The sequence below is a fragment of the Heyndrickxia oleronia genome (genome assembly GCF_017809215.1).
GTDB classification, from domain to species: domain Bacteria; phylum Bacillota; class Bacilli; order Bacillales; family Bacillaceae_C; genus Heyndrickxia; species Heyndrickxia oleronia.
The window spans coordinates 4140166-4152099 of the sequence record NZ_CP065424.1; the positions used below are offsets into that span (position 1 = coordinate 4140166).

The 11934-nt window shown below is 33.4% G+C and carries 14 protein-coding genes; 3 read left to right on the forward strand and 11 right to left on the reverse strand.

Going from position 1 to position 11934, the window contains the following annotated elements; genetic code table 11:
• Nucleotides 1-317 precede the first annotated feature (317 nt).
• The 6 genes from I5818_RS20710 to I5818_RS20735 form a co-directional block, all read right to left on the reverse strand.
• Nucleotides 318-1373, reverse strand: a complete 1056-nt coding sequence (locus I5818_RS20710; protein WP_078109216.1) for a Cfr family 23S rRNA (adenine(2503)-C(8))-methyltransferase — start codon at nucleotides 1371-1373, stop codon at nucleotides 318-320.
• A gap of 165 nt (nucleotides 1374-1538) precedes the next feature.
• Nucleotides 1539-1685: a hypothetical protein gene (locus I5818_RS20715; RefSeq protein WP_169846859.1), complete on the reverse strand. Its 147-nt coding sequence runs from the start codon at nucleotides 1683-1685 to the stop codon at nucleotides 1539-1541.
• Nucleotides 1686-1882: 197 nt separating this feature from the next.
• Nucleotides 1883-2323 (reverse strand): GNAT family N-acetyltransferase, encoded by a 441-nt coding sequence (locus I5818_RS20720; protein WP_078109215.1) that lies wholly within the window; start codon nucleotides 2321-2323, stop codon nucleotides 1883-1885.
• A 178-nt stretch (nucleotides 2324-2501) separates the two neighbouring features.
• Nucleotides 2502-2972 carry a DinB family protein gene (locus I5818_RS20725; RefSeq protein ID WP_078109214.1) on the reverse strand — a complete coding sequence of 157 codons (471 nt, stop codon included), beginning with the start codon at nucleotides 2970-2972 and terminating at the stop codon, nucleotides 2502-2504.
• Nucleotides 2973-3243: 271 nt separating this feature from the next.
• Nucleotides 3244-4188 (reverse strand): aldo/keto reductase family protein, encoded by a 945-nt coding sequence (locus tag I5818_RS20730; protein ID WP_071975467.1) that lies wholly within the window; start codon nucleotides 4186-4188, stop codon nucleotides 3244-3246.
• 491 nt (nucleotides 4189-4679) lie between these two features.
• Nucleotides 4680-5477: an aminoglycoside phosphotransferase family protein gene (locus I5818_RS20735; protein ID WP_078109213.1), complete on the reverse strand. Its 798-nt coding sequence runs from the start codon at nucleotides 5475-5477 to the stop codon at nucleotides 4680-4682.
• 622 nt (nucleotides 5478-6099) lie between these two features.
• On the opposite strand from I5818_RS20735, the gene I5818_RS20740 reads away from it, so the two are divergent.
• Genes I5818_RS20740 through I5818_RS20750 form a run of 3 tightly spaced genes read left to right on the forward strand, consistent with a single transcriptional unit; the run spans nucleotide 6100 to nucleotide 7642 of the window.
• Complete coding sequence (locus I5818_RS20740; RefSeq protein WP_078109212.1) at nucleotides 6100-6696, forward strand: TetR/AcrR family transcriptional regulator; 597 nt, start codon at nucleotides 6100-6102, stop codon at nucleotides 6694-6696.
• Between the two features lie 23 nt (nucleotides 6697-6719).
• Nucleotides 6720-7181, forward strand: a complete 462-nt coding sequence (locus I5818_RS20745; protein ID WP_078109211.1) for a DUF2269 family protein — start codon at nucleotides 6720-6722, stop codon at nucleotides 7179-7181.
• Between the two features lie 23 nt (nucleotides 7182-7204).
• Nucleotides 7205-7642, forward strand: coding sequence for a DoxX family protein (locus tag I5818_RS20750; RefSeq protein ID WP_078109210.1), 438 nt, complete (start codon nucleotides 7205-7207; stop codon nucleotides 7640-7642).
• Nucleotides 7643-8057: 415 nt separating this feature from the next.
• Here the strand turns inward: I5818_RS20750 and I5818_RS20755 are convergent, their stop codons facing one another.
• The 5 genes from I5818_RS20755 to I5818_RS20775 all read right to left on the reverse strand — a co-directional run bounded on the left by I5818_RS20755 (nucleotide 8058) and on the right by I5818_RS20775 (nucleotide 11696).
• Nucleotides 8058-8594, reverse strand: a complete 537-nt coding sequence (locus I5818_RS20755; protein WP_078110782.1) for a hypothetical protein — start codon at nucleotides 8592-8594, stop codon at nucleotides 8058-8060.
• A 343-nt stretch (nucleotides 8595-8937) separates the two neighbouring features.
• A complete protein-coding gene (locus tag I5818_RS20760) occupies nucleotides 8938-9936 on the reverse strand; it encodes an HAAS signaling domain-containing protein (RefSeq protein WP_078110783.1) in 999 nt (332 codons plus the stop codon).
• Complete coding sequence (locus I5818_RS20765) at nucleotides 9923-10270, reverse strand: PadR family transcriptional regulator (RefSeq protein ID WP_071975473.1); 348 nt, start codon at nucleotides 10268-10270, stop codon at nucleotides 9923-9925. Before I5818_RS20765 ends, I5818_RS20760 begins: the two co-directional genes overlap by 14 nt.
• 395 nt (nucleotides 10271-10665) lie before the next feature.
• Nucleotides 10666-11382 carry a DUF2812 domain-containing protein gene (locus tag I5818_RS20770; RefSeq protein WP_071975474.1) on the reverse strand — a complete coding sequence of 239 codons (717 nt, stop codon included), beginning with the start codon at nucleotides 11380-11382 and terminating at the stop codon, nucleotides 10666-10668.
• Nucleotides 11379-11696, reverse strand: coding sequence for a PadR family transcriptional regulator (locus I5818_RS20775; RefSeq protein ID WP_139254835.1), 318 nt, complete (start codon nucleotides 11694-11696; stop codon nucleotides 11379-11381). The genes I5818_RS20770 and I5818_RS20775 overlap by 4 nt, the downstream gene beginning before the upstream one ends.
• Between the last annotated feature and the right edge of the window lie 238 nt (nucleotides 11697-11934).

Genomic DNA, 11934 nt, shown 5'->3' on the forward strand with positions numbered 1-11934 from the left:
CCCTCCTTTATTTATAGGTTAAAGTTAAAAATCTATGAGAGAATAAAAAATCCTCCCAATTTTTCATTGGAAGGATTAGTCATTTACTTAACTTTAAATAAGCTCTTTTTTGCCATTGAAATTAGGACAAATAAAGTATAAACTGATTGATTTAAAATGGACAGACTAATCCTATATTTTGTAGTTTGAAGTTATTCATTTCAAATAAAAATATAGATTAGTTAATCATTGTTCATCCATCAGTCCTCTCATAATTGTATGTTTATATTAACAATTTTTTTTATGAATTACAATATTAGCACCATCCTCACCTCAGACTACTGCTTGTTGCTCTTTTGATAATTTCCATACAATTGACCACATGCAGCATCTATATCAATTCCAAATTGACTTCTAATGGTCACATTAATACCTGATGATTTTAATTTTTTGTAAAAATTAGTAACATCATCTTCATTAACTTCACCGAACTTTAAAGGAGAACTGACGGTTGGGTTATATCTGATTAAATTTACATGATATAAACGACCTTCTTTATATCGACCTTTCAATAGACGTACTACTTCCTGCGCATGGTCAATAGAATCGTTCATCCCAGGTAACAAAATATATGCGATATATACTTTTCTTGATGTTATTCGTATATGCTCATCTAATGTGTCCAGTACATCTAATAATGGATACCTATCATTAATCGGCATCAACTTACTTCGTTGTTCATGAAAAGGAGAATGTAACGAAAACGTTAAATTAACCTGCGGATAATTCAGAGGCATTTTTTTTATACTAGGTATAATACCAATAGTTGAAATAGTTAACCTACGCGGGCTTAAAGCAAACATCGTAGGATCGGTGAGTACATCTAAAGCATCGAAAAGTTGTACATTGGCTAACGCTTCTCCCATACCCATAAAAGAAATACTATCAATGGAATGACCTTTTAAGTAAAAGTAAAGGATTTGGTCGGTTATTTCATCTGAAGTCAAATTTCTTTTTAATCCAATGTCACCTGTTGCACAAAATTTACACCCAAAATTACATCCGCACTGAGATGATATACAAAATGATTCCCATCCAGCCTTATATTTCATATTTACCGTTTCTATTTTTTCATTTCCTGAAATTCCAAATAAGACTTTAGTGACCTGCTCAGAATGTTGTTCCTTTAAAGGAACAATTCCTAAAATAGACTCTCCAAATTCCTTTACTAAAATTTCTCTTAACGATTTTGGAAGTACACTCATTTCGCAGAATTTACTTATTCTTTCTTTGAAAATCGCATTCAATATTTGATTCATTCTAAAGTTGGGGTAATTATATTTCCTTAAGAATTCTTTTATTCTTCCGTACTTATTATTTTGTTTTAATTGCATCTTTCTCATCCTTCCACAAGACTCTCTAGTTTTATAGGAGTAATTAGAAAGGAAGTGTCTATCGCTTAAATTAAAAATACACACAAAAAAGCACCGATAGAATTATCGGTGCCGAAATTAGAATAAAAAATGGTCAAATAAATAAGGACTATAAGTCATTACCCTCTAATTTATTTGCCATAGAGGCAAAGCTCCGATAACTGTTTTTCTATGGTTGTATAGCATAAAAAAGGACAGACTACTCCCTTTGTCTGCTAAACCATTTCCAAGTTTTACATTTTTACCGAAGAGAATTCTAAAAACAGTTAACATTGCTTACACCTCCCTTTGCCAAATTTATTATTGAGTAATTTATCATATACATTAGTATATGTAAAGTGAATTTGAGAATTATTGTAAAATCAACTGCGCCTATAGTTAAAGAACATAATATATTTTATATAATTATTATGTTATGTTCTTTCTTCTTCAATTTACGATTTCTGTTAGTGTAATAGTAAATATTTATACTATAATTTCTTCTTTAAGAAAAATTGTTTTATATCTTCTGGATATTCTTCATTAACAGCAAAAACCTCATAGCCCATACGCTTATAAAATTCCGGCGATTGGTACGAAAATGTGCAAGTATGAGAAAATATACAACCAAGTTCTTTCCCGAGCCTTTCAGCTTCTGCTATCATGATTTTTCCATATCCTTTGTTTCTGTATTCATCAGCTATCCAAAATACATCAATATACAGACCATAAGACCAGGTTTCACAAAACAAACCGCCCACAACTTTGCCTGAATCATCTTTTAGATATAAATTAATGTCCTTGCCTGGCTTTTTGAGCAACCCATTTGTCGCACCAACATTGTACTCATATAAATTATTACATACCTGGTTGTAGTCCGTTTCATTTGAGTCCACTGTAATCCTAATATTGTCTAAAGCTATATCAGTCATAGGGCTCCCCCAATAGAATATTTGTACTTAATCATAAGTTGTTTCAGGTGAATAAAGAGTACTACGTGAATTAAGTTGAATTGTAGGAATTCCATTACAATAAATTAATATTCTTCTTTAACAAAACCTTCTATATGGAATAACTGTAAAGCTAATATAGCTCTTTAAAAGCTAATGCCTAAGCTCCTTGCATTTTACTTAAGAATACAATTTGCCCAATATGATATGCGTTATGCAAGGCTAAGCTTTTCAGTTCAAGCACTAATGATCTTTCTCCAGGGATTTGTCTATACAAGTCTTCGTGTTCTGATTGTGCTAGTATTTTTTCAAGTTCCCGATGAACATTAAAGTATTCTTGTTTTGTTTCCATCCAGTTTTGCAACGTCGCAGTTGGTAATCGAAATGTAGCTTCATTATTTTCTGCCTGGGGTTCATTTTCTGTTTCACCAAGAAATCGCATCAGAAGTCTCTTCTCATAAAAAAGTAAATGACTAACCAATTCCCAAATTGAATTCATTTTCCCCTCAACTGGCTTCCAAATTGCCTGTTCAAGAGTAATATTCTCTAGCACTTTTTCAAGTGGTGGAAACCAATCTTCTTCATCTAAGCAGCTTGCCCATTGCTGTAACAATAGTCCCCGTACATCCATTCTATTCCCTCCAATTAATCCATTTCATCAAAACTTCATTTGGTATGTTGTTCTCTTCATAACTTATAATTTCGATATGAACCAGCCGATTCCCTCCCATCAAATTGGCCCGTTAGCTATCTACAAAAAAGGATTGCCGCAGCAAACCTGATTCTTGAATTTTTGCACCCTTAAGTCTAACAAGAACTCAAAGTGAAAAGGTATTTAATTGATATTCGAATAGAAAAAACACCATTTCCACAGTATTACTTCCTAGTTTTTTTACAGTGCCTTATCTTAAAATATCCTCAATTCGATTAAGAGTTTCATCATTTAACTTTACACCTGATGCTTTTACATTTTCCTCCATTTGTTCAGGGCGACTGGCCCCAACAAGAGCACTGGAGACATTTTGTTGTCGTAAAATCCACGATAGTGCAAGTGTGGCAAGTGACATGTCATTGTCTTTGGCGACCTCTTTTAGTAGTTCCACTTTATCGAGATTCTCATCAGTTAATAATCCAAAAAGATTACTGTATTTTTCTTGTGATGCACGGCTTCCTGCAGGTGCCTGAGAACCCTTCTGATATTTACCAGTTAAAACACCCTGGGCAAGAGGAGACCAAACGACTTGGCCAATACCATGTTTTTCACATACTGGGATGATGTCCTTTTCAATATACCGTTGAAGCATACTGTATTGTGGCTGACTGACAACAATTCGGTCAAGGAGCTTTTTGTCTGCAAGATGAACAGCTTCTGTTATTTGCTCAGCTGTCCATTCACTAACTCCGATATATAATACTTTTCCTTGGCGTACAAGGTCATCTAAGGCCCGCAATGTTTCATCGAGCGGGGTTTCCTGATCAAAACGGTGACAATAATAAATATCCACATAATCGGTGTCGAGACGTTTTAAACTCGCATGACATTGTTCCATTATATGTTTTCGGGATAACCCACGATCATTCGGCCCATCACCCATTGGCCAGAATACCTTCGTGGCTAAAACGTAGGAGTCACGTACGTACTTCTTTAAGGCTTTTCCGACTACAATTTCTGCTCCTCCTTGCATATAAACATTGGCAGTATCAAAAAAATTTATCCCAAGGTCATATGCCTTATCAATAGATGCTGTAGCATTTTGTTCCTCTACATACCCACCATACGTAAGCCAGCTCCCTAAACTTATTTCACTCACTTTTAGTCCTGTATTTCCTAAACGACGGTATTCCATGTTTATCCCTCCCCATTAATTTCGTGACACAAAATAAAAATACTATTTGTTTTCTCTTATGTAAATCTATCCTAACGGCTAGATCATTACCATTTTTAGTGTACTCACATTGATTGGTAGTTTTGAAAAAAAACATTCATTTTATCAATAGAAATTTTCTAATATCCACAGCTTTCATCCTCAATTTTTGGTGGAGATTGCAAAAAACAAGCTCCATAATCTGCACTTTTCCCAGTTGTTTATACTGGTTTTTGGTATGTATATGCGAAACAAATAATAAGTAAAACTAAAATGAGGAAAACAGCTTTCTTCAAATTTGTAGCCTTTAAACACATTTCAATCACTCTATGACTATTGTATACAAATAGAATACGACACCCCATCTAAAAGTCCTGCTTTATTTTATTAACCTGCCTCTTGAAGAGAATGATATTAACAAAAACAGCGTCAAACCTTCTAGGCTTAACGCTACTTCTTTTTTTACTTATTCTTCAAATCCACTCTTTTCCATGTTCACGAATGAATTTTATATCGTTTTGATAATGTTTAAGTTCCCCATTATTCATCATCTTTTGAAAGGCAATGTCACCTTCACTAGCCTTTCTTATCATAAATTTACATAATCCTTCTAATCGTAACAATACCATCTCTACAAAATCTTCTATTAATCCCTCAATACCGTAAGATTCAAAAAACAATTTGACTCTTTCTTTTATTCGTTTGGCATCCTTTAATGAATCATAATAAACTGCCTCACCTGTTTCAGTGTGATAAAGTCGACTTAAAGGAACGCAAGTATATAGAGTATAAGCTATATCCCAAAGTCTTGGACCAGGAGCAGCAATATCAAAATCAATTATGCCTGCTGGTTTTTGGTGATTAAAAATGATGTTATATATAGCAAAATCATTGTGACATATAACCTCCATCTTGTTTGGAGTATTATCTATTGGATTCCAATCATCTGATAAGGGAAAGTCACTTACTGCATCATGATAATGACGTAGAATTTTAGCTATATCTTTTAATCCTTCATTTGACCACATATATTCTTTTAAAGGATAATTACCAGCTTCTCCTTCAATAAATGATAAAATCTCTCTCCCTTTTTCATCAATACCTAAGAACTTTGGTGCATAACTAAACCCCTTGTTTTCTAAGTGCTTTAATAACTTATGAATTTTGGGACTTTCTGGTTTTAATTCTCGCCTAACAGTATCTCTCGAACGATAAACGTTAGAGACATTTCCTCCTGTTAGCATTTCTTCATTTTCGTACTGACTTGTCATTAATTTTCCCCCGATATAGGAACGCTATGATAGTGCCAATAGAGATGTAATTCTCCCCATAAAAAAACAGATATACAAAGGTATCTGCTTAGTAATGGAAATTTAATTGTCCACACCATAGAATCCCTTGAATGATTATAGATTGACAAATAAACGCATCCTTAACAATCAAGAATCGCCATTATCTCTCTATTCAATTAACTAATCATTTCAAAGTATTCCACACATGTAGTATAGATTCCCCTTTCTTTACATCTCTATTTAAACATTACTAAATTTTACCAAATCAATAAAGAGGATTTTATGTATTTATTGAATTTTACGGTCCTTTGCAACAATTCGATAAATACATTACTACCTCTAAGATTTCAACTCTTACCCCCTTTACTTAAGTACAATACTTAACAATTCTTTTTTCACCTAATAAAATTAATCCTTAAATGTGTTGTCAACAAAAAGACACGAACTTATTAAAGAAAAGCGTCCTTTAATGGAATAACACATTAATAATAGTAGCTAATATTGCTAAACAGAGTAATGGAATAAGAAAATGCTTCCAAACCGACCGTCGGTATGTTATGATAACCTTAACAATAAATCTAACGTTAAAGGATGAAGAGTAATGGACCGAGAATCAAAACGAAAAAACACAAAAAAGTTACTATTGGATGCAACAAGAGCTTTAGTACAGGAAAGAGGATGTCACAAAATGACTCTGAACGACATTATCAAACATACTGGACTTTCCAAAGGAGCTATATACCATTATGTGAAAAGCAAGGATGAACTATTAGCTTTAGTTTTACAGGAGAGGATAGAAGAAACCAATGATCGATTCTTTGCCGAAGTAAACCAAGGTAAAAAAGAGTTTGAAGGCCCTTTGAAAGAAATTGTTAAAAATTTGCCATCACTGCAAGACCCCCACGATGCAACAAATCAAATCTTTCTTTATTTGTTATCGAAAAACGATCAGCCTGCTGTCAGTACAATAATTAATAAATTTTACGATCAGTCCCTTCAATTATCCAAACAGTGGATTACTGCCGGTCAACATGCTGGGGTCATTCCCTTAACGGTTAATGCAGATAAGACAGCTGAGTTATTTATATTGATCTCCTACGGCTTCCGTGTGCGCAGTTCCATCTTTAATGATTCTCACGATTTCAGTGCAGATGATTTTTCATTACTTATGGTGGATTTACTGCAATCAAAACCATAATAAAAGAAAGGGTGCTAACCTCAATGAACGTTTTGTTGTTTTTGCACATTCTTGGAGCAGTTATTTTTCTTGGGAATATTGTCACTGCCGCCTTTTGGAAAATTAGAGCTGATATAAAAAGGGATCCTAAGTTTATTCATCACACTGTGAAAAACGTTATGTTGGCTGATTTCATCTTTACATTGCCAGGATTAATACTAATTATTGTTTCAGGCATTTTAATGGCCGTTCAATCAGGCTATTCAATGGACACTTTCAATTGGCTTACATTGTCATTATTCCTGTTTGTATTAACCGGTATTCTTTGGTTAGCGGTACTTATACCCATACAACGAAGCATGATCCGTTCCAGTGCCCGAACAATAGACGACGGTGTCATTTCGAATAAATATCAGAATGTATCTCGTTATTGGGCAATTGTAGGAATAGCAGCTACCCTATTACCTGTGGTGATTTTGTATCTTATGATTACAAAAGCATTTTAAATTAACAAGAGAGGATGAATTAAATGGCTCCTTTTATTGTTCTAATTGTTGGATTTCTGCTGTTTAGTGTAATTGGTTATTTTGAATTACCTTTGAATGAATGGCAAACATCATTGCGCCTTGCTGTCGCTCTCATGTTTTTATTTACTGCAATGGCTCATTGGGGAAAGAGACGTCAAGGTCTTATTAAAATGGTACCTTCTTCGTTGCCATATCCCAATTTCATCGTAACAATTACGGGGATATTAGAGATTATTGGTGCTTTAGGTCTACTGATACCGATCACTTCAAAAATTGCTTCGATATGCTTGGTCATTTTACTAATTGTTATGTTTCCAGCTAATATCCATGCCGCAAAGGTAAGTGTCAGGATTGGTGAAAAACCCGTTACGCCTTTGTTTCTTAGAACCATCCTGCAAATAATTTTTGTAACAGCTGTAATTTTAGCCGGATGGTATTAAATGTTCAAAAAATGTAGTTTCAAATCTTACAATCAAGTTCCTACTATTTTTCAACAATCTGGCCCTTTTGTAAAAATGATGAATAACTCTTTATCTTGGTTTTTATTTATTGTGTTTATAGATAATTTGAGGAGCATAGATAGAGTTAATTTCGCTTATTCCAAAAGGGCTTGAGTGATTTTCACCTTTGAAATTAATCTTGAGGTTCTTACTAACAATTACTTACCTACAATAATAAGTGAATTAATAAGAAGTACTATTAATAATATTCCAAAAGAGGTTTTCATAAGAACACCTCTCTATATAGAGTTCCTTGACTTTTTATTATTCAACTAGACTTCACCATGATTTTTTTTAAAATGTCTTTTATAATAAGAATGTACATGTTCATTTAATACCTAATTTTTTATTTTAGTTAATAATCAATTGAATCAGCAATATCAATTAACATTTCGAGAGTCACCTTTCTAGACAGCCTTTTATCAATACTTAAGAAATATTGCCAATTATCTCTTTCGAAAACTAATATATTAAATCCTGATACGTTCATATATGTTGCATCATTACCGTTTTTTAGCTTAACAAGTTTTAGAACATGCTTATCTGGGATTGAGATTTTATGCTTAATCGGGTGAACATTAATCTTATAATGGTTTTCAGGTGATTTATCACTTATAAACTTTACTTCAAACGAATCGTTACTATCTCCTTCTAAGTTACTAAACCTTCCGAACTGATGTGTAAAAGTAATGGGGGGTTGTCGGAGGGGTAGCTTCAAATCTTGTTTGAAATAATCCTCAAATTCTTTTATTGCCTCTTCTACAGATTTATAACCAACTTCAGGAAATATCTCTTCAAATGGTCTTGGAAAATTATTTGTATTGGCATATGCCTTTTCGTTAGAACCAATAACATTTAACAAAAGTAAAATAATAAGGTTTATTCTTTTCATAGTCTTACACCCTTTTTTAGGTGTATAATCCCCAAATATTATTCAACTATCCTGCATCTTTGGTTCAATTAAAAATTCCACAAAAAGGAATTATTTCATATTAAGCCAAAGGAAAATCTTATTTTACCTTGTATAGGAGCAAATAATAAAGACGCCTATTGCTAAAGAAAAGCGCCCGATTGTTGAAGATTAATGTTTAATCTTATTCAAGATAAATACTTGATAGTTGCCCCTGCATCGCAATATTAGCGCTGCTCCACACAAAATAAAATTGATTATTCGGTCTATTCATCCTATATGGGTAGCATGCAATTTTCATTAGTGCTTAATAAGCAAATACAGTTTAGCGAATTCTAGCTTTGAGAAAGCCATCATATATAATAATCGTTACAGATAACAAGTAGAAAAAGATTCCCCCGCCAATAATCCAATCTTTTAATTGATCCGCGGAAATAGCAAATAAATCCGTTATATACATAATGAACTCTTTATTCATTAAATTTGGATTTATTAATATAACAATGAATACAATGGTTCCAATAACATGGATGGCAGTATTAAATAGTGCCATTCCTTTTGTCCATTGACCCTTGATTAATTTATAAAGAGCCAATGCTATTTCTAAACCAACCATAATAACAACAATCGGCCAATACCGAAGTAAAACTTCCTGATTTAAAGATGGAACAACAAATTCAAGTCTACCTCCACCGCCATCATATATACCTACAATCTGATTTGCATAAAAATAAAGTGTTGCCCAGATCGCAGTCCACATTAAACCTCCAAATACTTCGAACTTTGAAATAGCCTTTTTCTTAGGTATATAAGGAATATCTTTCAAGTCATCTGGCGTCCATTTTTTAAAGCTTACTGTTAGTGGGAACTGTTCTTTTCCTTTATCTGTTCTTTCTAAAATAGCAAATATAAGTGTGAGCCAAAAGAATACATGAATCTCTACTTCAATGATTCTCCATATGCCAAATCCAATTACATTTAAAAACACATTGATTAACGCTTCTTCTCCGGCATATCCGATAAAATATTCGGCAATGACTGTGATTAACGCACAGATAGCGGCAATTGGCAAAATCATTTTTAGCAGCGTTACATAAATATCAAAATAACGTGGGCCAATAAGGTGCATTGGCCGGTCTCGATATCCACTAGCTAATGTGATTGGACTTCCTAATTTTTCAAGAACTGCCTTTACATCCTCTTCATTATAATCATCAGGTAGCATATCCTCTATTGTTGACCGTAACTCAAGTGCAATATCCTCACGATTTTTTTCAGGTAGCCTTCGAGTAATTTCCTGAATGTAGATGTCAATCAACTCCATCATCTTCCTCCCCCTTTAATAGGCTATAAAGCTCTTTTGAACTCTTTAACCATTCCTTTTTTAACTGCAAAAAAATTTCTACCCCATATTCACTTAAAACATAGTACTTACGTGGTCTACTTTCCGATGTATCCCAACTACTCGACACCAACTCCTGTTTTTCTAATCGGCGAAGCAATGGATATAAGGTACTTTGATCAATGGCAATACCTGATTCCTCCAATAGCTGGACTAATGAATAACCGTACTGGGGGGTTTGTAATTGACTTAAAACTGCTAATGTCAACGTTCCTCTTCTAAGCTCTGTCGTTAATGAAATCAATAAATTACTCATTCACCCACCCCATTCTTTTTACTATATGTCTAACAGTATTTGTTCTATACTATGCATCATACACTATTGTTGATACTCAAACAATAGAAATTTAAAGAAAATAATGAAAATTACCAATAAAAAAACACACAAGAAACCTCAAATTAAGAATATCTAAAATTCGGTTTCCTTTTTTATTTTTTCGTCCACAAGTCTGTTCTTTATTTTAAGTACATTTATCACAATCTCCTTTTAAATTAACATCAATATCTAATTGAAGTTATTTAAAACTTGTTGAACTAACAGTCCCCCATAGTGGAATAAAAAAAGATCGCCGTAGCGACCTCATTTTCCTCAAGTCTTGTACTTGATAACTCCATAACAATGTCAAAAAAATTTACTAAACGTCTCTTATCCTAAGCTTTCTTCCCACCTATTTTATGATAAATAGACATGATGACCCAAATTGCAGTTGGAAGTAAGATTGCTCCAATGATCATAGATGCTATGAGTTGAACTGCACTACCATTGACTAAAAACAAAATCATAATAGCCATTAAGAAGAAAAGAATTAGTATCGTTTTTGATAAATAGACGAATCCTTTTTTTTCTTTTGCCTTCCATTTGTTATTGTATGTCGTGATTACAGTCCAAGCTGTCGGAATGGCAAATACAGTTAAAATAATAGCTATTACATAAAGTACTGATTGAAAGGTACCTGAACTGATCATTGCTCCAATCCATGCGATCACTGTTATTAAAACGAGCGGAATGGCAAAGTAATTCATAGAAAGGGCTAGATTCGCATACTTTTCAGCCGATGTGTCACGGTCACTGTAGATTGGTATTGTACCAGGATCTGCCCGGAATAAATGAATATCACCTTCTGAGGCAATATGCGACCATCCAGCAGATGAAAAAAAGTCAAGGTATTCCTCTACTTCATCCTCGTTTAACGAACGATAATCTACACTGTAGATATAATCAGAGCTTTCTCCTTTTTTAAGCGTATATCCCATAAACATAAAATCACTGACATGCCAACCCTTCAAAGAAAATCGGCGTAATTTTTCCATGTCCTTATCCTCAGAAAAAGCTAGCCCACCTGACATAATATACTTTGTTTGTTTCATTCCTCCACCTCCTTCAATCCTGTTTCCGCCAATTGAATCATCTGTTTTCTTAGCTTTACATCTTCTTCTAACACGTCTCTACCCTTTTCAGTAAGCAGGTAGGTTTTACGTCTTGAATCCGAACCATCATATAAATAAATCCATTCTTGTTTTAATAACTTTTTAATAATCGTGTACATTGAGGCGGGACCGATTGTAATTGCACCTTTTGTTGTTTCTTCAATTAAGCTCATAATTGCGTAACCATGCCTTGGTTTAGTTAAAGCAGCCATAATATAAAACATTGAATCTGTTAATTGCTCCGCTTTATTCAATTCATCACCCTCTATATCATCATAAGATATATCACAAAACGATATATGTATCTATAAATAATATATCATGATGTGATATATATGTCCAGATTTATATCATAATTTGATATATCAATTTATGATATTTTTTTATAGCAAATAAAGAACTATGACAATGGACTACATTAACCAATCTGTTGCCAATGTAAAAAGCGACGCAAATGATTATTTTTGCGTCGCTCATAGAATAATTCAATTT

Excerpts from the sequence above, each read along its gene's own strand:
- I5818_RS20760 (WP_078110783.1), bottom strand. The coding sequence starts at position 9,936 with ATGGAGTTGATTGACATCTACATTCAGGAAATTACTCGAAGGCTACCT.
- I5818_RS20750 (WP_078109210.1), top strand. The coding sequence starts at position 7,205 with ATGGCTCCTTTTATTGTTCTAATTGTTGGATTTCTGCTGTTTAGTGTA.
- I5818_RS20720 (WP_078109215.1), bottom strand. The coding sequence starts at position 2,323 with ATGACTGATATAGCTTTAGACAATATTAGGATTACAGTGGACTCAAAT.
- I5818_RS20730 (WP_071975467.1), bottom strand. The coding sequence starts at position 4,188 with ATGGAATACCGTCGTTTAGGAAATACAGGACTAAAAGTGAGTGAAATA.
- I5818_RS20755 (WP_078110782.1), bottom strand. The coding sequence starts at position 8,594 with ATGAAAAGAATAAACCTTATTATTTTACTTTTGTTAAATGTTATTGGT.
- I5818_RS20770 (WP_071975474.1), bottom strand. The coding sequence starts at position 11,382 with ATGAAACAAACAAAGTATATTATGTCAGGTGGGCTAGCTTTTTCTGAG.
- I5818_RS20735 (WP_078109213.1), bottom strand. The coding sequence starts at position 5,477 with ATGACAAGTCAGTACGAAAATGAAGAAATGCTAACAGGAGGAAATGTC.
- I5818_RS20710 (WP_078109216.1), bottom strand. The coding sequence starts at position 1,373 with ATGCAATTAAAACAAAATAATAAGTACGGAAGAATAAAAGAATTCTTA.
- I5818_RS20740 (WP_078109212.1), top strand. The coding sequence starts at position 6,100 with ATGGACCGAGAATCAAAACGAAAAAACACAAAAAAGTTACTATTGGAT.
- I5818_RS20725 (WP_078109214.1), bottom strand. The coding sequence starts at position 2,972 with ATGGATGTACGGGGACTATTGTTACAGCAATGGGCAAGCTGCTTAGAT.
- I5818_RS20715 (WP_169846859.1), bottom strand. The coding sequence starts at position 1,685 with ATGTTAACTGTTTTTAGAATTCTCTTCGGTAAAAATGTAAAACTTGGA.
- I5818_RS20745 (WP_078109211.1), top strand. The coding sequence starts at position 6,720 with ATGAACGTTTTGTTGTTTTTGCACATTCTTGGAGCAGTTATTTTTCTT.
- I5818_RS20765 (WP_071975473.1), bottom strand. The coding sequence starts at position 10,270 with ATGAGTAATTTATTGATTTCATTAACGACAGAGCTTAGAAGAGGAACG.